Raw genomic sequence first — 24,970 nt, 5'->3', positions numbered from 1 at the left:
CGAGCTAGAGGTATATGATCATGGCAAACGTAAAAGTTTTCGATCAGAGTAAGAAAGAAGTGGGCGCCATCGAACTGGCTCCGGAAATCTTCGAGGTGGAAGTCCGCCCCGAGATTCTGCAGTTCGTTGTCCGTTCGCAGCTCGCCGCCCGTCGGAGTGGAACACATTCTACCAAGACCCGCTCCACGGTCCGCGGCGGCGGACGCAAGCCTTGGCGCCAGAAGGGCACCGGTCGTGCCCGTGCAGGCTCCATGCGCTCCCCGATCTGGCGTGGCGGTGCGATCACTTTTGGTCCCCTGCCCCGCGAGTACGGATTCAAGGTCAACAAGAAGGTCCGCAAGCTGGCCATGTGCATGGCCCTGTCTTCCCGCCTGAGCGAGGAGAAGCTGACGGTCCTCAACACCATCGACCTTCCGGAAATCAAGACAAAGGGTTTCGTCGAAGTCGTCAAGAGCCTTGGACTTGAAAAGGCCTTGATTGTCGTCAAGGAAGCTGATAAGAATCTCGTCCTTTCTGCCCGGAATATTCCCGGCATCAAGGTTCTCGAAGCCGAGAAACTCAATGTCTATGACGTGCTGCGCTACCCCGAGCTGGTTATGTTCGAGGGCGCGGCCAAAGACGTGCAGGAGAGGTTGAAGTAATGGATTACACCCAGATTCTTATCAAGCCCGTCATTTCCGAAAAGGCAACTGATGCCAAGGACTTCGGAAATCGCGTCTCCTTCTACGTCCACCCCGATTCCAACAAGATCGAGGTGAAAAAGGCCGTTGAAGAAGCGTTTAGCGTCAAGGTCGAATCCGTGAACATCGTCAAGAAGCGCCCTGCGGAACGCAAGCGCCACGGCCGCGTCGTCGGACATCTCAGCGGCTACAAGAAGGCGTACGTGAAGCTGGCCGAAGGCGAAAAAATCGATTTCTTCGAGGGAGTGTAACAGATGGCTACCCGTAAGCTGAAGCCGACTTCTCCGGGCCGCCGGTTCCAGACCATCTCCGATTACGCGGAGGTGACCAGGACCACTCCCGAGAAGTCCCTGACTCGCGGCCTCACCAAGAAGGCCGGTAGGAACAACAACGGTCGCATGACCTCCCGCCGTCGCGGCGGAGGCCACAAGCGTCTGTATCGTATAATCGACTTCAAGCGCGGCAAGCAGGGCATTCCGGCCAAGGTTTCCGAGATCGAATACGATCCGAACCGCAGCGCCCGCATCGCTCTGCTCACCTACGCCGATGGCGAGAAGCGCTACATCATCGCACCGGTCGGCCTGAAACAGGGCGACACGGTCATTGCCGGCCAGGGAGCCGATATCAAGCCCGGTAACGCGCTTGCCATCGCCAACATCCCGACCGGTACCGTGCTGCACAACATTGAACTGCGCCCCGGTCGCGGCGGCCAGTTCTGCCGTGCCGCTGGAACGTACGCGCAGCTCATCGCAAAGGAAGGCAAATACGGCCTCCTGCGCATGCCGTCCGGTGAAGTCCGCAAGGTGCTCGTTACCTGCATGGCCACTGTTGGCCAGGTCGGCAACGTCCACCATGAAAATATCTCCCTGGGCAAGGCCGGTCGCAATCGCTGGCTCGGTCGCCGTCCCAAGGTTCGCGGCGTGGCAATGAACCCGATCGATCACCCGCTCGGTGGTGGTGAGGGTCGTAGCTCTGGTGGTCGCCACCCGGTTTCCCCGTGGGGCATGCCGACCAAGGGCTACCGTACTCGCAACAAGAAGAAGGCCTCTTCCAAGCTTATCGTTAAGCGCCGCGGCCAGAAGTAGGAGTTGAATCATGCCTAGGTCTCTTAAAAAAGGTCCCTTCGTCGACGATCATCTGATCAAGAAGGTTGAAAGGGCATCCGAGTCCGGTGACCGCCGTGTCATCAAGACCTGGTCCCGCCGTTCCATGATCGTCCCCGATATGGTCGGTATGACTTTCGCCGTGCACAACGGCCGCAAGTTCATTCCGGTGTTCGTCACTGAAAACATGGTCGGTCATAAGCTTGGTGAGTTCTCCCCGACCCGCACTTACTACGGCCACGTCGCCGACAAGAAGAAGGGCAAGTAGGGGGTAGAAAATGGAAGCGAAAGCTGTAGCCAAGTTCATTCGAGTGTCTCCGCGCAAGACCCGTATTGTTGCGGAGACCGTCAAGGGCAAGCCGGTTGAGGACGCGCTGAACATTCTGCGCTTTACTCCCAAGAAGCCGGCTCGCATCTTGAGCAAGGTCCTGTACTCTGCCATCGCTAACGCGGAGCAAAAACCCGGTGTGGACGTGGACGCGCTTGTCATCGACAAGATCATCGTCAACGAAGGTCCCACTTGGAAGCGCATTCAGCCCCGTGCAATGGGCCGCGCATACCGCATCCGCAAACGTACGAGCCACATCACCATCGTGGTCAAGGAAGTTTAGCCATGGGTCAGAAAGTACATCCTTACGGTTTCAGGCTGGGATACAACAAGAACTGGCTTTCCCGCTGGTTCAGCAAGAAAGACTATCCCGCGTTCGTGTACCAGGACGATCAGGTCCGCAAGTACGTCAAGAAAAAACTGTATCAGGCCGGAGTCGCCCGCATCGAGATCGAGCGCGCCGGTGGCAAGATCCGCCTGATCATTCATACCGCCCGTCCCGGCATCGTTATCGGCCGCAAGGGCGTTGAGATCGAAAAGCTCCGTGAGGACCTTCGCAGGAAGTTCCAGACCGAGTTTACGATAGAGGTAAGTGAGATCCGCAGGCCCGAAATTGAAGCGCAGCTTGTTGCCGAGAATATCGCGCAGCAGCTTGAGCGCCGGATTGCCTTCCGCCGTGCCATGAAGCGCACGGTGGGCCTTGCCAGGAAGTTCGGTGCCGAAGGTATCAAGGTCGCTTGTGCCGGTCGTCTGGCCGGTGCAGAAATCGCGCGTTCCGAATGGTACCGCGATGGCCGCGTGCCGCTGCACACACTTCGTGCCGACATTGACTACGGTTACGCCCAGGCGTCTACGACGTACGGTGTCATCGGTGTCCGTGTGTGGGTCTTCAAGGGTGAAATCCTTGACAAAGAGGTCGAACAGTAATGCTTGCTCCGAGAAAGGTTAAACACCGTAAGCGGCAGAAAGGCCGCAACAGAGGCAAGGCCCAAAGGGGTAACAGTGTGTCCTTCGGCGATATCGGCCTGAAGGCACTGGAGCATGGAAAGCTGACCAGCCAGCAGATCGAGTCCGCGCGTGTCGCGATCATGCGCCACATCAAGCGTGGCGGTAAGGTTTGGATCCGCATTTTCCCTGACTACCCCATCACGTCCAAGCCCGCGGAAGTCCGCATGGGTAAGGGTAAAGGCGCCCCCGAAGGGTGGTGCGCCCCCGTGAAACCGGGCCGTATCATGTATGAAGTCAAAGGCGTTAACATCGAACTGGCACGCGAAGCGCTGAAGCGCGCTTCCTACAAGCTGCCGGTCAAGTGCGCCATCGTCGTCAAGGAGGGAACGGAGTAATGACTTCCAAAGAACTTCGTGATCTTGATGACGCCCAGCTGGGCGAAAAGCTGGTCGAAGCCCGTAAGGAGCTTTTCGACCTGCGCTTCAAGCACGCAACTGCACAGCTTGAGAATACTCGCCAGCTCATGGACGTGAAACGTAGCATCGCCCGCATCCTTACGGTTCAGCGGGAAAGGCAGGGAGCGTAGCCAATGGCTGAGCTGAACATTCAAGCAACCGGCGCATGCTGACCGGTCTCGTCATCAGCGACAAGGCCGACAAGACCATCGTCGTCCGCGTCGAGACTCTGGTCAAGCATCCGCTTCTGAAGAAGTATATCCGCCGCCGCAAGAAAGTCATGGCCCATGATCCGGCCAACGACTGCAAGTCGGGCGATAAGGTCCAGATCGTGGAATCGAGGCCCCTCAGCCGCCGTAAAAGGTGGCACCTCGTACAAATTGTTGAAAAAGCCAAGTAGGGTAGAGAGATGATTCAAGTTGAATCCAAGCTCGACGTGGCTGACAACTCGGGGGCCAAGAAAGTATCCTGCGTCAAGGTGCTTGGCGGTTCCCGTCGTCGTTATGCCAGGGTCGGAGACATCATTGTCGTTTCCGTCAAGGAGGCCATGCCCCATTCCAAGGTGAAGAAGGGCGCGGTCATGAAGGCAGTCGTTGTACGGACCAAAAAGGAAATCGGCCGAGTGGACGGTTCCTACATCAAGTTCGACAACAACTCCGCTGTTTTGTTGAACAACAACATGGAGCCTGTCGGAACCCGTATTTTCGGACCCGTTGCGCGTGAACTGCGCGCTGCCGGCTTCATGAAGATCGTTTCCCTCGCTCCCGAGGTTCTCTAAGAGGTGACCATGAAAATTCGCAAAGAAGACAAGGTCATGGTGATCGCCGGGAAGGACAAGGGGAAGATCGGCAAGGTCCTGAAGATCCTTCGCAAGAAGGACAAGGTCCTGGTTGAAAAGGTGAATATGGTCAAGCGCCACACCAAACCCAACCCGTACGTCAACCAGCCCGGCGGTATTGTTGAAAAGGAAGCTCCGATCCACGTGTCGAATGTGGCCGTCGTTTGCGACGCCTGCACCAAGCCGACTCGAATCGGGTACAAGAAGACCGAAGACGGCAAGAAGGTCCGCTACTGCAAGAAATGCAGTGAGATCTTCAAGTAAGGTGGCGTTATGACTCGTCTGGAAAGCGTATATAAAGATAAGGTCGTATCGGAACTTCAGAAGGAGTTCGGATACAAGAGCCCCATGGAAATTCCCAGGTTGGAGAAAATCTCTCTGAACATTGGCCTGGGCGAGGGCAGCCAGAACAACAAGCTGATCGAGGACGCCGTTGAGGAACTCACTCGTATCGCCGGCCAGCGCGCCGTCGTTACCCGTGCGACCAAGTCCATCGCTGCGTTCAAGCTGCGTGAAGGCATGCCTGTCGGTGTCCGCGTGACGGTCCGCGAGGATCGCATGTGGGACTTCTACGACAAGCTGGTCAACTTTGCCCTTCCGCGCGTCCGCGACTTCCGCGGCATCCCGGACCGGGGCTTTGACGGCCGTGGGAACTTCACCCTGGGCATCAAGGAACACACGATCTTCCCCGAAGTGGAAATCGACCGTGTGGAACGTGTCAAAGGCATGAACATCACTGTGGTGACGTCTGCCAAGACGGACAAGGAAGGCAAGATGCTTCTTGACCTTCTGGGAATGCCCTTCAAAAAGTAGGAGAATAACCATGGCCAGAACTGCTCTGAAAGTGAAGGCAAAGCGCAAGCCCAAGTTCAAGGTTCGCGCATACAACCGCTGCCCCATTTGCGGCCGCCCCCGCGCCTTCCTGCGCCGCTACGGCATCTGCCGTATCTGCTTCAGGAACAAGGCGCTGGCCGGTGAACTCCCCGGCGTGCGCAAGTCGAGCTGGTAATTTCCAAGGAGAATACAATGGCTGTTGTTGATCCCGTAGCCGATATGCTGACTCGTGTCAGGAACGCCTTTGGTGCATACCACACCAAGGTGTCGGTGCCCGCTTCCAAAATGAAGGAAGCCATCGCCGTAATCCTGAAGGAAGAAGGCTATATCAATGAATATACTGTCGAGAGCGGGGAAATCGTCATCACCCTCAAGTACGCGAACGGCAAACCGCTGATTTCCGGACTGAAAAGGGTGAGCTCCCCGGGCTTGCGTGTTTACGTGAGCGTCGAGGACATCCCCCGCGTCCAGAATGGCATCGGCATTTGCATCGTTTCCACGTCCAAGGGCGTGCTTGAAGGTGCGAAAGCCCGTGAAGCCAACGTGGGCGGCGAACTGCTCTGCGAAATCTGGTAACGAGGTACACATGTCCAGAATCGGTAAGAAAATCATACAGATTCCTTCGGGCGTCGACGTGAACGTCGGCGGTGAAGAGATCCAGGTGAAAGGCCCCAAGGGCTCGCTCACCACGCCGGTCCACCCGAAGGTAGTCTATACCGTTGAAGGCGGCGCGATCGAGGTCGGTCGCGTTGATGAGTCCCGTATCGCCCGTAGCCAGCACGGCCTGCGTCGTACCCTCCTTGCGAACTGCATTGAAGGTGTGACCAGTGGCTTCTCGAAGACCCTCGAGGTCATCGGTGTTGGATACAAGGTGTCTGTGCAGGGCAAGAAAGTCGTTCTCAATGTCGGATACTCCCATCCGGTCGAGTTTGATCTCCCCGCCGGAATCGACGCTGCTGTCGAGGGCAGCAAGCTGACCCTCTCCGGCATCGACAAGCAGCTTGTCGGTGAGACTGCGGCTCGAATCCGTCGCGTGCGTCCGCCGGAACCCTACAAGGGCAAGGGCATTAAGTACGCAGACGAAATCATCAAGCGCAAGGCTGGCAAGTCCGGCGCCAAGTAGGATGGGTAGCAATATGAAAAACATGAACGCAAGACACCGCAGGAAGATCCGCATTCGCAAGAAGATCTTCGGTACTGCCGAAAGGCCGAGGCTGGTTGTCTTCCGCTCCAACCAGCACATGTACGCCCAGCTCGTGGACGACAATGCCGGTAGGACCCTCTGCAGCGCATCCACGCAGGTGCTCGGCAAGGAAGAAAGCGGACTCAAGGCAAACCGGGAGTCTGCCGCAAAGGTCGGCAAGGCCATCGCGGCCAAGGCTCTTGAGCAGAAGATTGAATCGGTCGTTTTCGACCGCAACGGTTACATCTATCACGGCAAAGTCAAGGCCCTCGCCGACGGCGCCCGTGAAGGTGGCCTGAAGTTCTAGGGGTTGACGCCATGATGGAACAGAACGAATCCGGTCTCATCGAAAAGATCGTCTACCTCAATCGCGTGGCTAAGGTCGTCAAGGGCGGCCGCCGCTTCAGCTTCAGCTGCCTCGTGGTTGTCGGCGACGGTGAAGGCAATGTCGGTTATGGTCTGGGTAAGGCCAACGAAGTCCCCGAAGCAATTCGCAAGGCTTCTGAACGGGCCAAGAAAACCATGATTTCCGTGCCGCTGCTTGAAGGCACCCTGCCTTACGAGGTTCTGGGTCGCTACGGCGCCGGTCACGTGGTTCTCAAGCCCGCAAGCCGCGGTACCGGCATCATCGCCGGTGGCCCGGTGCGTGCCGTCATGGAGGCCGTTGGCGTCCATGACATCCTGACCAAGGCCATTGGAACCAACAATCCGCATAACGTGCTGCGCGCCACCATCGAAGGTCTGGCATCGCTTCGCAGCGCCGAAGAAGTTTCCGAACTTCGCGGTAAACCGGTTTCCACGCCCAGGAAGTAAGGAGACGGACATGCTGAAGGTTAAACTTATCAAGAGCAAGATCGGGTGCAAGCCCAAGCAGGTGTCCACGCTGGATGCCCTTGGCCTGCGCAAGATCCGCCAGGAAAAGACCTTTGAGGACCGTCCCGAAATCCGGGGCATGATCGAAAAAGTGAAGCACCTGGTGGAGGTTACGGAACAATGAGGCTCCATGAACTGTACCCGTTCCCGGAAGAGTACAAGAATCGCCGTCGCATCGGCCGCGGTTCCGGTTCCGGCTGGGGCAAGACCAGTGCCAAGGGCCACAAGGGTCAGAACAGCCGCTCCGGCGGTGGTGTTCGTCCCGGCTTCGAAGGCGGTCAGATGCCTCTCGCCCGCCGTCTGCCCAAGCGCGGCTTCAAGAACCGCTTCCGTGCGGAATATGCTGTCGTGAACGTGGGCCAGCTTCTGGCTCTGTTCGAAGGCAAGGATGAAATCACTCTCGTGGACATGTACGAACGCGGTCTTGCCAAGCAGGGCAGCGCCGTCAAGGTCCTCGGTGTTGGTGAAGTCGATCGCAAGGTCACTGTCGAAGCGCACCGTTTCAGCGCCTCGGCTGCCGAGAAGATCGCGAAGGCCGGCGGTACCGCCAAGGCCATCGAAGGCGACAACGCGCCTGAATAGATAACCTGGAAGGGGATCCCGTGGCACTGTCTGGAGTGGAAAATCTCGCCCGCCTGCCCGAGCTCAAAAAGAAGCTCTTGTGGACGTTCCTGCTGCTCGCTGTTTACCGCATCGGAATTCATATTCCGGTGCCGGGAGTCGACAGTAGTGCTCTCGCCGACTTCTTTGCGAACGCGCAGAACACCCTGTTCGGCCTGTTCGACATGTTCTCCGGTGGGGGCCTGAAAAATCTGTCCATCTTCGCACTGGGTATTATGCCCTACATCTCTGCGTCCATTATCCTTCAGCTGCTGACCGTGGTCAGCCCAGAGCTGAAGCGGATGCAAAAAGAGGAGGGCGAAGCCGGACGCAAGAAGATCACCCAGTACACCCGCTACGGCACGGTGCTGATTACGATCGTGCAGGGCTTCGGCATAGCCGTCGGCCTTGAAAGCATGACCTCTCCCTCCGGTGCGCCGGTGGTGATGCATGCAGGTTGGTCCTTCAAATTGATGACCATCCTTACGCTCACGGCGGGAACCGTCTTCCTTATGTGGCTGGGTGAACAGATGACGGAAAAAGGGATCGGCAACGGAATATCCCTGATAATTTTCGCAGGTATCGTTGCCGGTCTTCCTTCCGCCCTGTTCAATACCGTGCGCCTCATGACCGTTGGTGAAATCAGCCTCTTCCTGTTGCTGATCATCATGGCGGTCATGGTCGCCACCCTGGCGTTCATCGTGTTCATGGAACGCGGTCAGCGCAGGATTCCCATCCACTACGCAAAGCGTCAGATGGGACGGAAGATGTTCGGCGGGCAGACTACGCATCTGCCTCTGAGGGTCAACACCGCGGGTGTCATTCCCCCGATTTTTGCATCCTCTATTCTGCTCTTCCCGTCCACGGTGGCCAACTTCTCCAGCGTTGAGTGGCTCAAGTCCATCAGCGACATGCTGTTGCCGACGTCCATTCTCTATAACGTTGTGTACGTGGCCATCATCATATTCTTCTGTTACTTCTACACGGCGATCATCTTCGACCCGAAGGGCATCGCGAGAACATTCAGAAGCAGGGCGGCTTCATCCCGGGCATTCGTCCGGGCGCCAAGACTCGCGAGTACATCGACCGCGTTCTGGCACGCATCACGCTGTGGGGCTCCCTGTACGTATCGGCCATCTGCGTTCTGCCCATGCTCATGATCGCCCAGCTCAACGTGCCGTTCTACTTCGGCGGCACTGCGCTGCTGATTGTGGTCGGCGTGTCCATGGACGTGATGGGCCAGGTCGAATCCCATCTCATCTCCCGCCAATACGAGGGACTGATGGGCAAGGCCGGCAAAGTGAAAGGAAGGCAGTAGCTTGAAGAAATATAGAGGAATTTTCCTCAAGAACGACAAAGAGATTGGCCTCATGCGTGAGGCCAATCGAATTGTTTCCACGATTCTCGACGAGTTGGGACGGAACGTTGAGCCAGGCGTTCCCACCATTCTTTTCGAGGAGATATGCCGGGCCCGGTGCGAAGAGCACGGTGTCCGTCCGGCATTCCTGGGTTACCAGGGCTTTCCCTTTGCCCTGTGTTGCTCTGTCAACGAGGAGATCGTGCACGGCTTTCCCTCCAAGGAGCGTATCCTCAAGGAGGGCGACATCGTCAGCTTTGACATGGGTGTCGTGTATGAAGGATTCTTCGGCGATTCCGCCCGGACTTTTCCGGTGGGCCAGGTGACTGATGAGGCCCGTCAGCTTATGGACGTCACCCGCGAATCGTTGATGAAAGGGATTGAACAGGCCCGACCCGGAAACAACCTTTACGACGTCTCCGCGGCAATACAGACGTATGTTGAAGGGTATGATTTCGGAATTGTCCGGCGTTTTGTCGGACATGGGATCGGCGCGCGGCTTCATGAAAAGCCCGAGATCCCGAACTTCGTCCCTCAGGGACTGACCGGCGTTCCGCTCAAGGCGGGCATGGTTTTGGCTATCGAACCCATGGTCACGCTGGGGTCCGACGAAGTCGAGGTGCTGGAAGACAAATGGACTGCGGTGACAAAGGACAGAAAACTGTCCGCTCATTTTGAGCATACCATTGCGATCACCTCTTCCGGCCCGACGATACTGAGCCAATCCGCCTAACGGCAGGCTCGAACTAATACTTGCTCTTTTATGGTTCGTGCTGTAAAAGAGGCAGCTTCGTTTTCAAGGCCACCCCTTTGAGGGGGCGGCATAAGCTATTCACTGGAGACGGTCATGAAAGTCAGACCTTCTGTGAAAAAAAATGTGTCCTAAGTGCAAAATCATCCGGCGCAACGGTGTGTTGCGGGTTATCTGCGATAACCCCAGGCACAAGCAGCGCCAAGGCTAAAGGGGTATTACTGTGGCACGTATCGCTGGTGTAGATCTGCCCAAGAACAAGCGCATGGATATTGCGCTGACCTACATCTATGGAATCGGCCGTACCACGGCCCTGGAGATTCTCAACGCGGTCAAGGTTGACTGGCAGAAGAAGTCCGACGACCTTTCCGCCGATGAAGTCAGCGCGATCCGTAACGAGATCGAAGCCAACCACAAGGTTGAAGGTGACCTCCGTCGTGATGTCGCCGCTAACATCAAGCGTCTGATGGACATTGGCTGCTACCGCGGCCTGCGCCATCGTCGCGGGTTGCCCTGTCACGGACAGCGCACCCACACCAACGCACGCACCCGCAAGGGTCCGCGTCGTTCTGTGGTCGGCAGGAAGAAAAAGAAATAAGCGCGCAGGCGCTTCATAAATACTTACAATAGGGAGAGTCAGTAATGGCTAGACCCCGCCGTTCCGGCAAGAAGAAAGAGAAGAAGAACATACCTGTTGGCGTCGCCCACATTAAGGCCACGTTCAACAACACCATCATTACCTTCACTGATCCAAAAGGTAATGTGGTGAGCTGGGCTTCTGCCGGTGCCCACTTCAAGGGCTCCCGCAAGAGCACTCCGTTCGCCGCCCAGATCGCTGCCGAGTCCGCTGCACGCCGTGCACAGGATCAGGGCATGCGCACTGTCGGCGTACTGGTCAAGGGTCCGGGTTCCGGCCGTGAAGCCGCCATGCGCGCCATCAATGCCGCAGGCTTCAAGGTTGCGTACATTCGGGACATCACCCCGATTCCGCACAACGGCTGCCGTCCCCCCAAACGCCGCAGGGTTTAAGTTCAAGGAGATCAGTCGTGGCAAGATATACCGAAGCAAAATGCAAGCTTTGTCGTCGCGAAGGAACCAAGCTGTTCCTGAAAGGTGACCGCTGCTATACCGACAAGTGCGCATACGACAAGCGTCCGTACCCTCCGGGGCACGCCGGCCGCATGCGCAAGAAGATGAGCGACTACGCCATCCAGCTGCGCGAAAAGCAGAAGGTTCGCCGCATGTACGGCATCCTGGAAGGCCAGTTCCGCAAATATTACGTACGCGCCGACGCCATGAAGGGCCACACGGGTCACAACCTGCTGGCTCTGCTTGAGCGCCGTCTTGACAATGTGGTGTACCGTCTCGGTTACGCCAACTCCCGCGATCAGGCCCGTCAGCTCGTGCTGCACGGCGTGTTCAAGCTGAACGGTCGCCGGGTGAACATCCCGTCCATGATGGTCAAGCCCGGCGATGAGATTGTCGTGCGCGAAGAATCCCGCAAGATTCCCGTGATCGGCGAGGCTCAGGAAGTGATCGCACGCCGCGGTTGCCCCGAATGGCTCGAAGTGGACGGTGATAACTTCAAGGGTGCTGTCAAGGCACTGCCCAAGAGGGAAGACATCACGTTCCCCATCAACGAGCAGCTCATCGTCGAGCTTTACTCCAAATAACAGGTGGGTTGAATGCTTATTCAGAACGACGACAAACTGGTCAACACCAGAAACTGGACTTTGCTGGAAAAGCCCGAAAAGCTGGTTCGCGACCCCAAGTCTTCCGAGACCTACGGGAAGTTCATCTGCGAGCCGCTTGAGCGCGGGTATGCAACCACCATCGGTAACGCGCTTCGTCGCGTTCTCCTGTCTTCCCTGCAGGGTTCGGCCATCGTCGCCGCCCGCATCGAAGGGGTGCAGCATGAGTTCACTACCGTCCCCGGCATCATGGAAGACATGACCGAGGTCGTTCTGAACCTGAAGCAGGTCCGACTGGCCATGACCACCGATGAGGCACAGATTCTGACGCTTGAAGCGGACAAGAAGGGTGCCGTCACGGCCGGTATGATTCAGGAGAACCAGAACGTCTCGGTTCTCAACCCCGATCAGGTCATCTGCACCCTGTCCGAAGACAGGCCGCTCAAGATGGAACTGGAAGTGCGCATGGGCAAGGGATACCTGCCCGCCGAGATGCACGATGGTCTTGCCGATGAAATCGGCCTGATGATCCTCGATGCGAGCTTCTCGCCCATCAGCAAGGTCGCCTACAGCGTCGAACAGGCGCGTGTCGGCCAGATGACCAACTATGACAAGCTGATCCTCGAGGTCTGGACCGATGGCTCCGTCTCCCCTGAAGATGCTTGCGCTTACGCAGCCAAGATCATCAAGGACCAGGTTTCCGTGTTCATCAATTTCGATGAAGTGAACTCGGAGGCCGCCAAGGAAGACGAAGAGACCATCGACCTGAACCCGAACCTCTTCAAGAGCATCGACGAGCTTGAACTCTCCGTGCGAGCCACCAACTGCCTCAAGGCCGCCAACATCCAGCTCGTGGGTGAACTGGTGCAGCGCACCGAGGCCCAGATGCTCAAGACCAAAAACTTCGGTCGCAAATCTCTCGACGAGATTCGCCGTGTCCTGGACGGCATGAACCTGAAGTTCGGAATGACCTTTGAGGACTTCGACAAGAAATATCAGGAATGGCTGAAGAGGAAGGAAAAAAATGAGGCATAGAAAAGCCGGACGCAAGCTCAACAGGAGTGATTCGCACCGTAAGGCCATGTTCCGCAATATGGCCAAGTCTCTTCTGACGTACGAGCGCATTCGCACCACCGAGGCAAAGGCCAAGGAACTTCGCCGCGTGGTTGAAAAACTCATCACCACCGCACTGAAGAACGATCTGCACGCCCGCAGGCAGGCCTACAAGACCCTCAACAACCACCAGCTGGTGCAGCGTCTCTTTGACGAGATCGCTCCCCGCTTTCAGGGTGGCAACGGCGGATACACCCGTATCGTCAAGCTGTCCACCCCCCGCAAGGCGACTGCGCGCCCATGGTCATCATCGAGCTGACCAAGCGCGCCGAGCCTGAAGCTGCCCCCGAGGCCGAAGAGGCCAAGGCCGAGTAGCCGGGATCACATAGAAAAGAAGAAAGGCAGGTCACTTGACCTGCCTTTCTTTTGTCGTTATCCATAGAGCCCATCTATTGAATTCAATCGAGGGTTACCCATGGATATCCGCAAGCTCGAAGCATTCTGCAAGGTCTATGAACTCCGCAGTTTCTCCAAGGCAGGTAAGGAACTGTTTCTTTCCCAGCCCACCATCAGCTCCCATATCTCCCATCTTGAGGATGAATTGGGCATACTGCTTTTCGACAGGCTTGGCCGTCGCACCGTGCCGACGCAGCCTGCCGAAATTCTTTACGAGACGGCCAGTTCCCTGTTCAACAGCCTGGATCAGGTTCGCTCGGAAATACACATGCTCCGAGACAATGTCGTGGGCGAACTGCACATCGGCGGCAGCACCATCCCGGCCAACCTGATCCTTCCGCGCCTTGTGGCCGGCTTCACCGCGCAGCACCCGGACGTCACCTTCGACATCGATGTGGGTGACACCGAGAGTATCGCCACCCGCGTTTTCAACGGTGATCTCGTGATGGGGCTTGTCGGCTCGCGGCCGGATCTTCCCGGGCTGGAATCCTGGCTTTTGATGGAGGACGACACCGCGCTGGTGGCTCCCAAGTCCTTTGTCGAATCAATGGAACTCGACGGTCCGTTGAAGCTGGCCGACGTACTCAAAATGCCATGGGTCATGCGTGAGAAAGGGTCTGGAACGCGCAAGTCGCTCGAAGAGGCGCTGGAGAACAAGGGCGGTATCAAGCACCTCGACATCCGCGCGCATGTGGGCAGCACCACGGCCGTCATCGAGTGCGTGCTGGCCGGGGTGGGCATCAGCACTACATCCATGCTGGCTGCGAAACGGTATGTGGAGAGCGGTGACCTGATGGTTCTCGACGTGCCCGAGCTTCGTACCAAGCGACAGTTTTACGTGACCTACCTCGAAGACCGTCGCATGTACCCGGCCATGCAGGCCTTCCTCACCTACATGAAGCACGCTGGCTCATCTGCCCTTAAAGGGCTCCAGTAGGCAGAAAGTTCAAGGGCGGGGCTGACGTGATGAGTCCCGCCTCGACCAATTCCGCATAAAACCGTTTCAGCCCGTCCTGCTCCGCCTCGCCGAGGTCGTAGACAAGCCCGTCGAAGTAGGAGCGCATCTCGTCCGTGTCCAGACAGCTGTTCTCGCAGGCAATGTGGCACATCTCTTCGATGTGTTCGCGGCCGTGCGCTTTGGCTTGTTGCAGGAGATGACAGGCTTTGGTCACGGCTCCGGGCCGGGCTGCGAAGTCGCTTCGCTGTGCGACCCATACCCCGAAGATGAACGGCAGGCCGGTCTGGTCCCGCCATGCCTCTCCAAGGTCCACGCGGACAGGATAATCCGGATGATAACGCAGGTTCAGGGCCTCGTCGCCGATGGCGAGGATTGCCTGAGGCCGGTCGCCGCGGCTGAGCGTGCTGGTGGCGTCGCCCGTGGTGTAGGTGGGCGTTATGCCCCAGTGACGGAAGAGCACCTTCAGCAGGGCCGCCGAGGTGTGCGTCTGGGAGCTGACAAGAATATCCCTGCCATCCAGTTCGTTGACGGGAACGCGGGAAAGCAGCAGGACGCTCTGCACCGGTCCGCAGCTGCCGATGGCCAGATTTGGCACCAGCCAATAGCGCTCCGGATGCCGGGCGTATTCAATGCTTGAAGTGGCGGACACGTCGAGCCTGCCGTCGGCCATCAGCCTGTTGAGTTCGGCCGGGGGACCGGAGACGATGTGGAAGTCGCCTTCGAACCGCCCGCTCTCGATGGGATGATAGATGGGCAGGACGTTGAGGTAGCCGATTTTGCCGAGCCGGACGGTCATGCGTTCTCCAGCAGGGAGTAGTCCATTGTCCGCTGGCGCGGCGTGAAGCCCGCGTCCGAGACGAGGCGGTGAATCTCTTGCCGCGAAAGGCGGAAGCAACGCCTGCGGCCTTGACCACGTTCTCCTCGATCATGGTGGAGCCGAAGTCGTTGCCGCCGAAGAACAGGGCAAGCTGGGCGATGTCCGGCCCCATGGTCACCCACGAGACCTGCACGTTGTCCACGTTGTCGAGCACGATGCGCGAGACGGCGAGCATGCGCAGGTATTCCACGCTGGTCAGCTTGCGGCAGTGGGAGAGGGCGGTGTGGTCGGGCTGGAAGGTCCACGGGATGAACGCGGTGAATCCCCCGGTGCGATCCTGTACCTCGCGAACCGCGAAGAGGTGTTCAAGCCGCTGCTCCGGGGTCTCCACATGGCCGAACATCATCGTCGCCGTGGTGCGAAGCCCCTGATTGTGCGCCTCTTCCATGACGCCGAGCCATTCTCCGGTCGGGCACTTGCGCGGCGCGATCTCGCTTCTGACCTTGTCCACGAGAATCTCCGCGCCGCCGCCGGGGATGGAGTCCAGCCCTGCGGCCCGCAGTCTGCGGATGACCTCGGCGGGTTCCAGTCCGTTCAGCTCACTGAAATACATGATCTCCGGCGGCGAGAAGGCATGGACGTGCACCGGATGGTTGTCCTTGATATGCCGAAGCATGTCCTCGTACCACGAGAGCGGCAGATCCGGGTGGTGCCCGCCCTGCATGAGAATCTGCGTGCCGCCGAGGGCTACGGTTTCGGCTATCTTGCGGTCGAGTTCGTCGAAATCGAGCACGTAGCCGCCTTCGGCTCCCGGCGCGGCGTAGAACGCGCAGAACTTGCAGCCGCAGGTGCAGATGTTGGAGTAGTTGATGTTGCGGTCCACCACGTAGGTGACGTTCGGCTCGGGGTGTTTGCGGAGCCGCACGGCGTGGGCCAGCGCGCCGAGTTCGTGGAAGTCGGCTTCAAGGTAGAGCGTGCGGGCTTCGTCAAAGCCGATGCGCTTTCCGTCAAGCACGGCGGTGAAAATGGCGTCAAGGCGCATGCTATCCCTCCACCGCGTTGAAGTATGAGTCGCGCTCCACCGGAGTGAAACCGCAGCCGCGGATCATGCCCCGGATTTCCTCGCGGGTCATGCCCTGCGTGGTGGAAGCCCCGGCTCCATGGCCGATCTTTTCCTCGACCACGGTTCCATCGAAATCGTCCGCCCCGAACTTGAGCGCGGCCTGCGCCTCCTTGACGCCAAGCATGACCCAGTAGGCCTTGATGTGCGGGACGTTGTCGAGCATCAGCCTGCTTATGGCGATGGTCTTGAGCTTCTCCAGCCCGGTCAGCGGGTTGTCGATGGTGAGCGCGCTGTTTTCGGTCAGGAAGGGCAGGGGGATGAAGCAGACGAAGCCGCCGTGCTCGTCCTGCAGTTCGCGCAGCCTGATCAGGTGGTCGAGGCGGTCGTCGATGGATTCGATATGGCCGAAGAGCATGGTGCAGTTGGTCTTCATGCCCATGGCGTGTGCCTTGCGATGCACGTCCAGCCATTCGTCGCCGTTCAGCTTGCGCGGGCAGACCTGCTCACGGACGTCCGGGGCAAATATTTCCGCGCCGCCGCCCGGAAGCATGTCGAGTCCAGCGGCCTGAAGGCGTTTCAGAGCCTCTTCTATGCTTACGCCTTCCAGCTTGGCGAAGTGGCCGATCTCCACGGCCGTGAAACACTTGAGCACGGTGTCGGGGTACTGGCTGCGGATGGCGGAGAGCATCTCCTCGAAATAGCTGAGCGGTAGCTTGGGGTGGCAGCCGCCAACAATGTGCACCTCGCGCGGGGCCACGGGGCTGGCGGCCAGCTTGTCGAGAGCGTCCTGCGCGGTGAGCACGAACGCGCCTTCCTGCTCGTCGTCCTCGCGTTGGTAGGCGCAGAAGGAGCAGGCGTTGACGCAGACGTTGGTGTAGTTGATGTGGCGGTTGGCCACGAAAAACGCCTTGTCCCCGTGCATGCGGCGGCGGACCTCGTTGGCCAGCGCGCCCACGGCCAGCGGCTCGGGACAGTTGAAAAGGGCGCGGCCGTCGTCCATGCTCAGGCGCTCGCCGTCCATGACCTTGCGGCGCACGTCGGCAAGTCCGAGGCTGTGGTAGAAATCGGTATTGAAGATCATTGCTGCTCCGTGGGCGGGACCTCGCGGGCGAGGCCGAGCCGGATGATGTCGAGCTGTTCGTCGAGCCGGGCGGCCAGCGCCTCCCGGTCGTGGATGTCGAGGCCGCCGTCCATGCCCGGCACGAGCGCGGCCTGCAGCAGACGGTCTATGAGCGCCTGCACGTGAAAGATGACCGCGGTGCGCGGGAGCGACTCCCGGAGTTCGCCGGTCGAGCGGGCGTGGTCCACCATGGGGCCGAGAAAGTCCGCGAACTCGTCGCGCACTGCCCGGAGCACGGTGTCCCGCATGGGAAAGTCTTCCTGAAAGAGCATCTTCAGGTAGATGCGATATGCCCTCGGATGCGCGGCCACGAAGTCGGCCACGGCCAGCGACACGGCCCGCAGGCGGAGGAAGAAGTCCATGCCTTCGGTCTCGGCGCGGACGTTCTTGAGCGGGGCCTTGATGTGCTTGAGCGCGCGTTGGAACAGGTACTCGAAAAGCCCCTGCTTGGTGCCGAAGTACTTGAAGAGCGACCCCTTGGCGATGCCGATGCTGCCGACCATGCGGTTGACGCTGGCCTTGTGGAAGCCGTGCTGCGCGAACTCCTCGGCGGCGGCGTCCATGATCCGCTCCCGTTTGTCGCCGTCAAGGCGCTCGAATGTGTCGATGCCGTGTGCCATGTCTTGCCTTTCCGGTTGGTCGGATGTATTTGGTGACCGGGTGGTCACTTCTTATATCCGCCGCCCCAGCGTGTCAAACCGAGAATCACCGCCACGGGAGAAGAAACGCATGCCCCGCACCCTTTCCATAGACATATCGCCGTGTCCCAACGACACGTTCATTTTTCACGCCCTGCTGCACGCTGGTGGAAACCCCGCTCTCGTTCCACCCCACCCTCGCGGATGTGGAGGCGCTCAACGCCATGGCCGCACAGGGCGGGCCGGACGTCTGCAAGGTCTCGGTGGCTGCCGCTGCCGGGCTGCTGGACGAGTATGTGCTGATCCGCTGCGGCGGGGCCATGGGGTACGGCGTGGGGCCGGTGCTGGTGGGATGCGAGGGCGGGACGCTTGCTGCCCTTGACGGGGCGCGGGTAGCCATCCCCGGACGAATGACCACGGCAAATCTGCTCTTCGGCCTCTGCTGCCGGGAGAAGGGTGTTACCCCGGACCGGGTGGAGATGGTCTATGACGAGGTCATGCCCGCCATACACAGCGGACAGGTGCAGGCGGGCGTGGTTATCCACGAGGGCCGCTTCACCTTTGCCGAGCACGGCCTCGTCAGGCTTCTCGATCTCGGCGCATGGTGGGAGGAGAGCCGCGGGCTGCCCATCCCGCTGGGTGCCATCGTGGTGCGCCGTTCTCTGGGTGATGAAGTCATCGGTGAAGTGGAACGCGCCGTGCGCGAGAGTATTCGATACGCCCGGCAGAACCCGGAGGCCGGTCAGGCGTGGATTCGCGAAAACGCGCAGGAGATGGACGACGCCGTGATCGCGCGGCACATCGAGACCTTTGTCACCGAGCACAGCCTTGACATCGGGACCGAGGGTGAGCGGGCCATCGCCGCGCTGCTGGACGAAGCTGCGCGGGAACAGGGAGTGCGTTTGAGTGGTAAGATGCTGTTTTCAGGAGCATAATGACAGATTTTTCTGCCTGCTTTTCTTGTGCCTCATTTGGGGCTATGATGCCCGGACGACGTTTGGTCGCCAACGTACATCGTGAAAACGGAGACTGCGAATGCCATCCCTTCCCAATGTCGAAAACGACGACTACATCAAAGGCGTCTTCTCCATAGAGAAAACCGCGAAGATCGGTTCGGGCACCACTGCCCGGCGCGTGAAGCAGCAGGTATATTTCTTTGCCCAGCAGGTGGATGACAATCTGGTCTATCTTCAGGGGCTCAACCATGAAAACGTCCCCTTCGGCCGCAAGACCGAGATCACCAAGGACGAACTCCTGCAGGACTATCTGCCCGAACCCTCCCTCTATAACGAGGTCATGTCCAAGCTGCGCGAGGTGCAGAAGGCGCTCGCCCGCGGGGAAAAGTTCCGCAAGCGCGGCGAAACCTTCACGGCCGAGTTCGAGTTCAACAAGGCTCTTGAGCTTGACGAGCAGAACGTTCGCGCCAACTTCGGCATCGGCATGTGCTACATGCAGCGCGGCGAGGAGGACAAGGCCCGCGAGGTTTTTGACCGCATCATCAAGATCGACGCCGCCTTCGAGGACGAGCACAAGCATCTCTTCAACGAGTACGGCATCACTCTGCGCAAGAAGAAGATGTATCAGGAAGCTGCTGACTACTACCAGCGTGCCATCGAACTCTCCGCGGACGACGAGAACCTCTATTACAACCTCGCCCGCGCCGAGTTCGAGAACGAGAACTACAAGTCCAGCCTCTACGCGGTGCTGCAATGCCTGACCATCGCCCCAGAGCATCCCGAGGGATTGAAACTCAAGGCCTACATCGAGAAAAAAGGGCTGGCGTAACCCAGGAGGGAGCATGGCCCGAGCGTTCGTCATCGCCGGAACGCACAGCGGGTGCGGCAAGACGTCCGTGTCACTCGGACTCATGGCCGCCCTTGCGCGCCGTGGCGTGACCGTCCAGCCCTTCAAGTGCGGGCCGGACTTCATCGACCCCGGCCACCACGCGCGGGCCTGTGGACGCCCTTCCATCAACCTCGACGGCTGGATGCAGGACCCCGCCGTCATCCCCGACCTCTTCCACCGCCACGCCCGTGGCGCGGAGACCGTGATCCTCGAAGGGGTCATGGGCCTCTATGACGGCGCGTCCGGTTCGGACGAAACCGGCTCCACGGCCCAGCTCGCCAAGCTGCTGGACCTGCCGGTGGTGCTGGTGGCGGACGTGCGCAGCATGGCCCGCTCCGCAGCCGCGCTTGTGAGCGGCTACATGCATTTCGACAGGGACGTGAACGTGGCGGGCGTCATTCTCAACAGAGTGGGCAGCGCCAATCATGAGGACCTGCTCCGCGAGGCGATGGACGCCGCCGGTATCCCTGTGCTCGGCTGCCTGCGACGAGACGAGGCCGTGGCCGTCCCTTCCCGTCATCTGGGCCTGCATCTGGCCTGCGAGGAAGACAGCGAGACATATACGCGGCTGGCGGACTGGATTGAGGCGGAGCTGGACCTTGACGCGCTCCTTGACGCCGTTCCGGACCATCCGGTTTCCGAGCCGGAAGAAATGCCGAGGGTTGCTCCCTGTGTTCGCATCGGCGTGGCCCGCGACGAGGCCTTCTGTTTTTATTATCAGGAAAACCTGCGGCTATTACGCATGGCCGGGGCCGAGTTGGTGGAGTTCTCGCCCATTCACGACAAACGGCTGCCCGATGACCTCGACGCCCTTTACATCGGCGGCGGCTACCCCGAGCTGTACGGCTACGAGTTGGGGCAGAATTCCCGGATGCGGAAGGATATCCGCAGATATTCACAGGACGGCGGCTGTATCTATGCGGAGTGCGGCGGCTTCATGTACCTGATGAACGATCTGGTCACGGACCGGGGGCGCTTTGCCATGTGCGGCGTGTTTCCGGTGCGGGCGGCCATGAACGAAAAGCGGCGCGCGCTCGGTTACCGGGAGATCACCACCCTGCGGGACTGTCCCCTCGGTCCCGAAGGCACGGTGGTGCGCGGCCATGAATTTCATTACTCCTCCATCGAGACCGCCTTTCTGCCCGAGGACATGCCCGCCGTGTACGCCACTTCGGACCGCAAGGGCGACACCGCCGGGGCCGAGGGATTTCTGGTCGGCAACACGCTCGGCTCCTACATTCACCTGCATTTCGCCAGCAACCCCGCCGTTGCGGAGCATCTCGTCAACGCAGCAAAAGGGTAGTCCCCCATGAAGACGTGGATCATGCACATCGACATGGACGCCTTCTTTGCGTCCGTGGAGCAGCTGGACAATCCCGACCTGCGCGGCCTGCCCGTGGCCGTGGGCGGCGACTCGGAGCGCGGGGTGGTCTCGGCCGCGTCCTACGAGGCCCGCAAGTTCGGGGTCCGTTCGGCCATGAGCATGGTCAAGGCCAAGCGGCTGTGCCCACACCTCAGGATCGTGCGCGGCAACATGCGGCGTTACAAGGAGATATCCCGCGCGGTCATGGGCGTTCTCGGTGAATTTTCCCCTGTTGTGGAACCGGCCAGCATCGACGAGGCCTATGTGGACGGGACCGGGCTGGAACGGCTTTTCGGTCCCATCGAGGCTGTGGGGCGCGGCATCAAGGAGCGTGTCCGGGCCGAGACCGGGTTGACCTGCTCGGTGGGAGCGGCCCCGGTGCGCTTCGTGGCCAAGATCGCTTCGGACCTCGACAAGCCGGACGGGCTGTCCGTCATCCGGCACGAGGATATGCGGTCGTTTCTGCGCGAGTTGCCGGTAGGCAAGATTCCCGGAGTGGGCAAGCGCGGGCTGGACATGCTGCGTTCCTTCCGCGTCTTTACCTGCGGCGATGTGCTCAGGCGGCCGCGCGAGGAGTGGGAGCGGCGGCTCGGCAAGATGGGCGGGGTGCTGCATGACCGCGCACGGGGCATCGACCCCAACGGCGTGGTGCCGGGCGGCCCGGCCAAGTCGTGCAGCGCGGAGAACACCTTCGAGCAGGATACCACCAACCGCGACACCCTGAAAAAGTGGCTGCTGGCACAGGCCGAGCGCGTGGGAGCGGACCTGCGCCGACACGGGTACAAGGGCCGCACCGTAACCCTCAAGGTCAAGTTTTCGGACTACAAGTCCATCACCCGAAGCCGCAGCCTCGACACCGCCACGGACCGGACCGGCGTGATCTACGCCATCGGCGTGGAGTTGCTGGACGCGCTTGAGCTGCGCCTCCCGGTTCGGCTCATCGGCCTCGGGGTTTCCAATTTCGGGGATAAACCCCGCCAGCTTTCATTTTTCGAGGAGCCTGAGGTCCAGACCGCAGCCCGTCCCGGGCTGGACAAGGCCGTGGACTCCATCCGCGAACGCTTTGGTACAGAGGCGTTGATGCGTGGGGAGCTTTTGGAGTTCAAAAAACCGAAAAAGTAGCCGCTGCCATGTGGAGTGCCGTGGAAGTCCCGCCAGTGCTGGACTTGCGCCGCTTCCGCTTGCCAAGTGACCGGAAGATGCTTACACTCTGACGAGTTAAGCAGTAACCATTCTCAGAGAGGTCGGAATCCATGAAATCCATCCCGGCGTTGAGCCGGTTTTTCCTTGTTGTGGCCCTGATCGCGGTCGGGCTGTTCGCTGCCCCGGCAGCACAGGCCGAGCCCCGTGACGTCGAGCTGGAGAAGTTCGGCGAGGACCTTGACCCGGCCGTGGACGCCGGACTGGCGCATCTCTTCGAGATGCTGAACGACCCCGGTCTTGCGCTTGATCCCGCCAGGCTGAATCCGCTTGCAGACTACGTCATCGCCTGCGACGACGATCCGCGCGCATTCGAGCCCGAGGAGCGCACCGGGCAGGGCATCATCTACAAGACCGAGCTGAAGCAGCCCATCGAGAAGGTCATCCGGTACCTTTATGACCCTGAAATTCCCAACTACGTCATGGTCCCGAGCGTCCTGCGCATCTCAGGCTGGTATCCGGACAGCGAGATATTCAAGGCCGAGCGGGGCGTGTGGCAGGAGCTTGACCGCGAGGATCCCTACATCGTGCGCGGCAGGGAGTTCGAGGAGTGCACGCCCGACTCCTTTGCCGGGGCGTACTACCGCTATGACCTGAACCGCATGATCGTGGTCTACCCGTACAAGGGCCGCAAGCTGGTTTTTTCCGTGTCCGAGCAGCCCGAGGAATCCAAGGCCGGGCACAAGGGCGCCATCATTGACGACGCCAAATGGCGGTACTTCTATTCCGGCATTCAGGGTATCGACAAGGGCCTGTTCAGCTGGATGGACACCTACATGTACGGCTCCTCGTCGGTGCAGGCCTTCGTGGACCTCCCGGACGGCGGCACCAGAAACATGCTCTTCAAGTGGCTCAGCGCGGGCTGGGGCGGCATGAACGTCGTCCTGCGCACGCATATCTACGAGGGCAGCATGCGCTTTTCCGAGGCTTTTAAGGAAGTGCTGGAGTCCGAGGCCCTGCCCGATTCCGAGCAGATCGCCGGGTATGTCCGCGACATCCGGGCCATGCCCGAGGAAGCGGTGAACGCGAAGATCGCCGAGTATGCCACCGCCTTTGAAAAGGCCAGCGCGGAGAACGAGGCCATGGACGGCGGCGACTTCGCCGACATCATCAAGGATGGCGGCTACGCCGAGGTGTTGGACCGCGAGGACCGCGTCGGTATACTGGTTCTGGAGAGGCTTCGCTGTGCGCTGGGGCTGGACGCGCTGGTGGACATGTGCGAGCCTGAGGCGACGCCCGCCGTGGCGAACACTCCGGCGGAGCCTGATGCCGTGCAGCCCGAGGCGGCTGCCGATGAGCCGGTTGACGCTTCGGAACCCGTGGCCAAGTCCGAAACCGTCGAACCGGTGACGGGCAGCTAGAGCGGTTCCGGTGACGATATTCACGCGGCGCGTCCACCGGGCGCGCCGTTTTTGCTACAAGGAGATGAAACCATGCTGCTTACGGAAAACGAAGCCAAGTTCAAGTTCTGTCCGCTGCTCAAGACGCGCGATGACAAGATGAAGATGTGCATGGGGTCCCAGTGCATGTACTGGCGCTGGGAAAACGAAAACGCACCGGAAAAGGGCTACTGCGGCGTGGCCGGGAAGCCGGTGGCCGTGTCTGGAGCCTAGCTGCGGATGGCGAAGAAGTTCATCTTCCGGCTGGACCGCGTGCTGGATTTGCGCGCCCAGTTGGAGGATCAGGCCAGAATGATGCTCGCCCGGGCGCAGGGCGAGCACGACGAGCAGGAGCGGGTGCTCTCCGACCTGCGCGACAAGCTCGCCGAGCACATGGGCAAGCAGGCCGAGGCCCGCAAGTCCAGCGGCGAGCTCTGGCTGTGGGAGAACTACAAGCGGGCGCTGGAGAACGACGTTGCCGAGGCGCAGGTCAGGCTCCGTGAGTTGGCCCTCAAATTGCAAAAAGCCCGCAAGGAAGCCGTGGACCGATCCCGCGACCGCAAGCTGCTCGAGAAACTCAAGGAAACACAGGCCAGGAAACATGATGAAGAAGAATACCTCCGAGAACAAAAGGACAATGACGAAATGGCAACGCTTCGGGGCAAACCTTCGGATCTCAAGGATTCTTCTTAGCCTGATCTTTCTGGCGTTTTTGAAGCTCGCCGTGTTCGGCGTCATGGGTGTCGATTCTCTGACGGCCAAGGTGGCCGATGCTGTGTTGGCCACTCCGGTCGCGGAGCAGGCCATGGCCGCCGACGAAGAGGAGGCTCCCAAGGAAGAGGCTGCCGCCACGGAAGAGGCCGGGCAGCAACCCGCACAGCAGCAGGACGCCGCCGCGCAGGAGGGCGTGACCGACTGGAAGGCCCTCAAGAAGAAGGAAGAGCGGCTTGCCGACAAGGAGCGCGAACTGCGCGAACTGGAGGCGGGCATCAAGCGGCAGCTTGAGGAACTCACCGAGATGCGCAACGAGATCAAGGCGATGCTCGATGAAGCCAAGGGCGTCAAGGACAAGAAGGTCCGTCAGTTGGTCGACATGATCTCCAACACCAAGGCCAAGAAGGCAGCACAGATTCTGGAGAACATGGATGAAGACCTTGCGGTCAAGGTTCTCTCCGGAATGCGCGGACGTCAGGCAGGGGAGATTCTCTCCTTCGTGGCAACCGAGAAGGCGGCCACCCTGTCCGAGCGGCTGACCAATCTCCAGATTCCCTTCGAGGACAACTAGTGCCGCGCGTCCGTCTGGTGGTGGCTTACGAAGGGACCGGGTTTTGCGGCTGGCAGTTGCAGGCGGGCGACCGGACGGTTCAGGGCGACCTCGAGGCCGCTATCGGCCGCATCGTGAACGCACCCGTCAGGTGCACGGCTCGGGCCGCACCG

Annotated in this window: 36 protein-coding genes and 4 pseudogenes; 36 read left to right on the top strand and 4 right to left on the bottom strand. The window is 59.9% G+C overall.

Annotation, left to right across the window (positions count from 1 at the left end; genetic code table 11):
• Positions 1-20 precede the first annotated feature (20 nt).
• From rplD to JCM12178_RS05405, 28 genes and pseudogenes are all read left to right on the top strand, one after another.
• Entirely contained in the window at positions 21-641 is a 621-nt protein-coding gene (rplD, locus tag JCM12178_RS05535; RefSeq protein WP_054649527.1) for a 50S ribosomal protein L4, read from the top strand.
• The gene (gene rplW, locus JCM12178_RS05530; RefSeq protein ID WP_054649480.1) at positions 641-931 is read left to right on the top strand and encodes a 50S ribosomal protein L23; all 291 of its coding nucleotides are present in this window, start codon (positions 641-643) and stop codon (positions 929-931) included. The genes rplD and rplW overlap by 1 nt, the downstream gene beginning before the upstream one ends.
• A 3-nt stretch (positions 932-934) precedes the next feature.
• On the top strand, positions 935-1,765 hold the full coding sequence (gene rplB, locus JCM12178_RS05525) for a 50S ribosomal protein L2 (RefSeq protein WP_054649478.1): 831 nt from the start codon (positions 935-937) through the stop codon (positions 1,763-1,765).
• A gap of 10 nt (positions 1,766-1,775) precedes the next feature.
• Positions 1,776-2,051, top strand: coding sequence for a 30S ribosomal protein S19 (gene rpsS, locus JCM12178_RS05520; RefSeq protein WP_054649477.1), 276 nt, complete (start codon positions 1,776-1,778; stop codon positions 2,049-2,051).
• Between the two features lie 10 nt (positions 2,052-2,061).
• The gene (gene rplV / locus JCM12178_RS05515; RefSeq protein WP_054649475.1) at positions 2,062-2,394 is read left to right on the top strand and encodes a 50S ribosomal protein L22; all 333 of its coding nucleotides are present in this window, start codon (positions 2,062-2,064) and stop codon (positions 2,392-2,394) included.
• 2 nt (positions 2,395-2,396) lie between these two features.
• Positions 2,397-3,038 (top strand): 30S ribosomal protein S3, encoded by a 642-nt coding sequence (gene rpsC / locus JCM12178_RS05510; RefSeq protein WP_054649473.1) that lies wholly within the window; start codon positions 2,397-2,399, stop codon positions 3,036-3,038.
• The gene (gene rplP / locus JCM12178_RS05505) at positions 3,038-3,454 is read left to right on the top strand and encodes a 50S ribosomal protein L16 (RefSeq protein WP_054649471.1); all 417 of its coding nucleotides are present in this window, start codon (positions 3,038-3,040) and stop codon (positions 3,452-3,454) included. Before rpsC ends, rplP begins: the two co-directional genes overlap by 1 nt.
• On the top strand, positions 3,454-3,645 hold the full coding sequence (gene rpmC, locus JCM12178_RS05500) for a 50S ribosomal protein L29 (RefSeq protein ID WP_054649470.1): 192 nt from the start codon (positions 3,454-3,456) through the stop codon (positions 3,643-3,645). The genes rplP and rpmC overlap by 1 nt, the downstream gene beginning before the upstream one ends.
• A gap of 35 nt (positions 3,646-3,680) precedes the next feature.
• On the top strand, positions 3,681-3,914 hold the full coding sequence (rpsQ, locus tag JCM12178_RS05495; RefSeq protein WP_054649468.1) for a 30S ribosomal protein S17: 234 nt from the start codon (positions 3,681-3,683) through the stop codon (positions 3,912-3,914).
• Between the two features lie 9 nt (positions 3,915-3,923).
• Positions 3,924-4,292: a 50S ribosomal protein L14 gene (rplN, locus tag JCM12178_RS05490; RefSeq protein ID WP_054649466.1), complete on the top strand. Its 369-nt coding sequence runs from the start codon at positions 3,924-3,926 to the stop codon at positions 4,290-4,292.
• A 9-nt stretch (positions 4,293-4,301) separates the two neighbouring features.
• The gene (gene rplX, locus JCM12178_RS05485; RefSeq protein ID WP_054649464.1) at positions 4,302-4,616 is read left to right on the top strand and encodes a 50S ribosomal protein L24; all 315 of its coding nucleotides are present in this window, start codon (positions 4,302-4,304) and stop codon (positions 4,614-4,616) included.
• 9 nt (positions 4,617-4,625) lie between these two features.
• Positions 4,626-5,165: a 50S ribosomal protein L5 gene (gene rplE, locus JCM12178_RS05480; RefSeq protein WP_054649462.1), complete on the top strand. Its 540-nt coding sequence runs from the start codon at positions 4,626-4,628 to the stop codon at positions 5,163-5,165.
• A 10-nt stretch (positions 5,166-5,175) separates the two neighbouring features.
• Positions 5,176-5,361, top strand: coding sequence for a type Z 30S ribosomal protein S14 (locus JCM12178_RS05475; protein WP_054649460.1), 186 nt, complete (start codon positions 5,176-5,178; stop codon positions 5,359-5,361).
• A 17-nt stretch (positions 5,362-5,378) separates the two neighbouring features.
• Entirely contained in the window at positions 5,379-5,762 is a 384-nt protein-coding gene (rpsH, locus tag JCM12178_RS05470) for a 30S ribosomal protein S8 (protein WP_054649458.1), read from the top strand.
• Positions 5,763-5,772: 10 nt separating this feature from the next.
• Complete coding sequence (gene rplF / locus JCM12178_RS05465) at positions 5,773-6,309, top strand: 50S ribosomal protein L6 (protein WP_054649456.1); 537 nt, start codon at positions 5,773-5,775, stop codon at positions 6,307-6,309.
• Between the two features lie 13 nt (positions 6,310-6,322).
• Positions 6,323-6,676 (top strand): 50S ribosomal protein L18, encoded by a 354-nt coding sequence (gene rplR / locus JCM12178_RS05460; protein WP_054649454.1) that lies wholly within the window; start codon positions 6,323-6,325, stop codon positions 6,674-6,676.
• 14 nt (positions 6,677-6,690) lie between these two features.
• Positions 6,691-7,182 (top strand): 30S ribosomal protein S5, encoded by a 492-nt coding sequence (gene rpsE, locus JCM12178_RS05455; protein WP_083465754.1) that lies wholly within the window; start codon positions 6,691-6,693, stop codon positions 7,180-7,182.
• A gap of 10 nt (positions 7,183-7,192) precedes the next feature.
• Positions 7,193-7,366, top strand: a complete 174-nt coding sequence (gene rpmD / locus JCM12178_RS05450; RefSeq protein ID WP_054649450.1) for a 50S ribosomal protein L30 — start codon at positions 7,193-7,195, stop codon at positions 7,364-7,366.
• On the top strand, positions 7,363-7,824 hold the full coding sequence (gene rplO / locus JCM12178_RS05445; RefSeq protein WP_054649448.1) for a 50S ribosomal protein L15: 462 nt from the start codon (positions 7,363-7,365) through the stop codon (positions 7,822-7,824). The genes rpmD and rplO overlap by 4 nt, the downstream gene beginning before the upstream one ends.
• 20 nt (positions 7,825-7,844) lie before the next feature.
• Positions 7,845-9,160: pseudogene (gene secY, locus JCM12178_RS05440) on the top strand (preprotein translocase subunit SecY).
• A 1-nt stretch (position 9,161) separates the two neighbouring features.
• Entirely contained in the window at positions 9,162-9,932 is a 771-nt protein-coding gene (map, locus tag JCM12178_RS05435) for a type I methionyl aminopeptidase (protein WP_054649446.1), read from the top strand.
• Positions 9,933-10,046: 114 nt separating this feature from the next.
• A pseudogene (rpmJ, locus tag JCM12178_RS17615) lies at positions 10,047-10,161 on the top strand (50S ribosomal protein L36).
• A 12-nt stretch (positions 10,162-10,173) separates the two neighbouring features.
• Positions 10,174-10,548 carry a 30S ribosomal protein S13 gene (gene rpsM / locus JCM12178_RS05430; RefSeq protein ID WP_054649444.1) on the top strand — a complete coding sequence of 125 codons (375 nt, stop codon included), beginning with the start codon at positions 10,174-10,176 and terminating at the stop codon, positions 10,546-10,548.
• 44 nt (positions 10,549-10,592) lie between these two features.
• Positions 10,593-10,979, top strand: a complete 387-nt coding sequence (gene rpsK / locus JCM12178_RS05425) for a 30S ribosomal protein S11 (RefSeq protein WP_054649442.1) — start codon at positions 10,593-10,595, stop codon at positions 10,977-10,979.
• Positions 10,980-10,996: 17 nt separating this feature from the next.
• Positions 10,997-11,623 carry a 30S ribosomal protein S4 gene (gene rpsD / locus JCM12178_RS05420; RefSeq protein WP_054649441.1) on the top strand — a complete coding sequence of 209 codons (627 nt, stop codon included), beginning with the start codon at positions 10,997-10,999 and terminating at the stop codon, positions 11,621-11,623.
• A gap of 12 nt (positions 11,624-11,635) precedes the next feature.
• A complete protein-coding gene (locus JCM12178_RS05415; protein ID WP_054649439.1) occupies positions 11,636-12,676 on the top strand; it encodes a DNA-directed RNA polymerase subunit alpha in 1,041 nt (346 codons plus the stop codon).
• Positions 12,666-13,069 (top strand): annotated as a pseudogene (gene rplQ, locus JCM12178_RS05410) (50S ribosomal protein L17). The gene JCM12178_RS05415 and the pseudogene rplQ overlap by 11 nt, the downstream one beginning before the upstream one ends.
• Before the next feature lie 100 nt (positions 13,070-13,169).
• Positions 13,170-14,087, top strand: coding sequence for a selenium metabolism-associated LysR family transcriptional regulator (locus tag JCM12178_RS05405; protein WP_054649437.1), 918 nt, complete (start codon positions 13,170-13,172; stop codon positions 14,085-14,087).
• Here JCM12178_RS05405 and JCM12178_RS05400 read toward each other — a convergent pair.
• From JCM12178_RS05400 to JCM12178_RS05385, 4 genes and pseudogenes are all read right to left on the bottom strand, one after another.
• On the bottom strand, positions 14,071-14,904 hold the full coding sequence (locus tag JCM12178_RS05400; protein ID WP_054649435.1) for a menaquinone biosynthetic enzyme MqnA/MqnD family protein: 834 nt from the start codon (positions 14,902-14,904) through the stop codon (positions 14,071-14,073). The two genes, JCM12178_RS05405 and JCM12178_RS05400, sit on opposite strands and share 17 nt — an antisense overlap.
• A pseudogene (mqnC, locus tag JCM12178_RS05395) lies at positions 14,901-15,967 on the bottom strand (cyclic dehypoxanthinyl futalosine synthase). The gene JCM12178_RS05400 and the pseudogene mqnC overlap by 4 nt, the downstream one beginning before the upstream one ends.
• Position 15,968: 1 nt before the next feature.
• Positions 15,969-17,069 carry an aminofutalosine synthase MqnE gene (gene mqnE / locus JCM12178_RS05390; protein WP_054649433.1) on the bottom strand — a complete coding sequence of 367 codons (1,101 nt, stop codon included), beginning with the start codon at positions 17,067-17,069 and terminating at the stop codon, positions 15,969-15,971.
• Positions 17,066-17,728, bottom strand: a complete 663-nt coding sequence (locus JCM12178_RS05385) for a TetR/AcrR family transcriptional regulator (RefSeq protein ID WP_054649431.1) — start codon at positions 17,726-17,728, stop codon at positions 17,066-17,068. Before JCM12178_RS05385 ends, mqnE begins: the two co-directional genes overlap by 4 nt.
• A 185-nt stretch (positions 17,729-17,913) precedes the next feature.
• On the opposite strand from JCM12178_RS05385, the gene JCM12178_RS05380 reads away from it, so the two are divergent.
• The 8 genes from JCM12178_RS05380 to JCM12178_RS05345 all read left to right on the top strand — a co-directional run bounded on the left by JCM12178_RS05380 (position 17,914) and on the right by JCM12178_RS05345 (position 24,818).
• A complete protein-coding gene (locus tag JCM12178_RS05380; RefSeq protein ID WP_369404465.1) occupies positions 17,914-18,681 on the top strand; it encodes a 1,4-dihydroxy-6-naphtoate synthase in 768 nt (255 codons plus the stop codon).
• 100 nt (positions 18,682-18,781) lie between these two features.
• Positions 18,782-19,531 (top strand): tetratricopeptide repeat protein, encoded by a 750-nt coding sequence (locus JCM12178_RS05375; RefSeq protein ID WP_054649429.1) that lies wholly within the window; start codon positions 18,782-18,784, stop codon positions 19,529-19,531.
• A gap of 13 nt (positions 19,532-19,544) precedes the next feature.
• Entirely contained in the window at positions 19,545-20,894 is a 1,350-nt protein-coding gene (locus tag JCM12178_RS05370; RefSeq protein WP_054649427.1) for a cobyrinic acid a,c-diamide synthase CobB, read from the top strand.
• A gap of 6 nt (positions 20,895-20,900) precedes the next feature.
• Positions 20,901-22,076 carry a DNA polymerase IV gene (gene dinB, locus JCM12178_RS05365; RefSeq protein ID WP_157054772.1) on the top strand — a complete coding sequence of 392 codons (1,176 nt, stop codon included), beginning with the start codon at positions 20,901-20,903 and terminating at the stop codon, positions 22,074-22,076.
• Positions 22,077-22,207: 131 nt separating this feature from the next.
• Positions 22,208-23,515 carry a hypothetical protein gene (locus JCM12178_RS05360; RefSeq protein WP_054649425.1) on the top strand — a complete coding sequence of 436 codons (1,308 nt, stop codon included), beginning with the start codon at positions 22,208-22,210 and terminating at the stop codon, positions 23,513-23,515.
• A 72-nt stretch (positions 23,516-23,587) separates the two neighbouring features.
• A complete protein-coding gene (locus tag JCM12178_RS05355; RefSeq protein WP_054649423.1) occupies positions 23,588-23,767 on the top strand; it encodes a hypothetical protein in 180 nt (59 codons plus the stop codon).
• Positions 23,768-23,773: 6 nt separating this feature from the next.
• Positions 23,774-24,226, top strand: a complete 453-nt coding sequence (gene fliJ / locus JCM12178_RS05350; protein WP_054649422.1) for a flagellar export protein FliJ — start codon at positions 23,774-23,776, stop codon at positions 24,224-24,226.
• Entirely contained in the window at positions 24,171-24,818 is a 648-nt protein-coding gene (locus JCM12178_RS05345; RefSeq protein WP_245628639.1) for a MotE family protein, read from the top strand. Before fliJ ends, JCM12178_RS05345 begins: the two co-directional genes overlap by 56 nt.
• Positions 24,819-24,970 lie beyond the last annotated feature (152 nt).

Origin of the sequence: Salidesulfovibrio brasiliensis JCM 12178, assembly GCF_001311825.1 — a bacterium.
Classification (GTDB): Bacteria; Desulfobacterota; Desulfovibrionia; order Desulfovibrionales; family Desulfovibrionaceae; genus Pseudodesulfovibrio; species Pseudodesulfovibrio brasiliensis.
The sequence above is the reverse complement of the archived record's forward strand: the minus strand, read 5'-3'. Positions and strand labels throughout refer to the sequence as shown.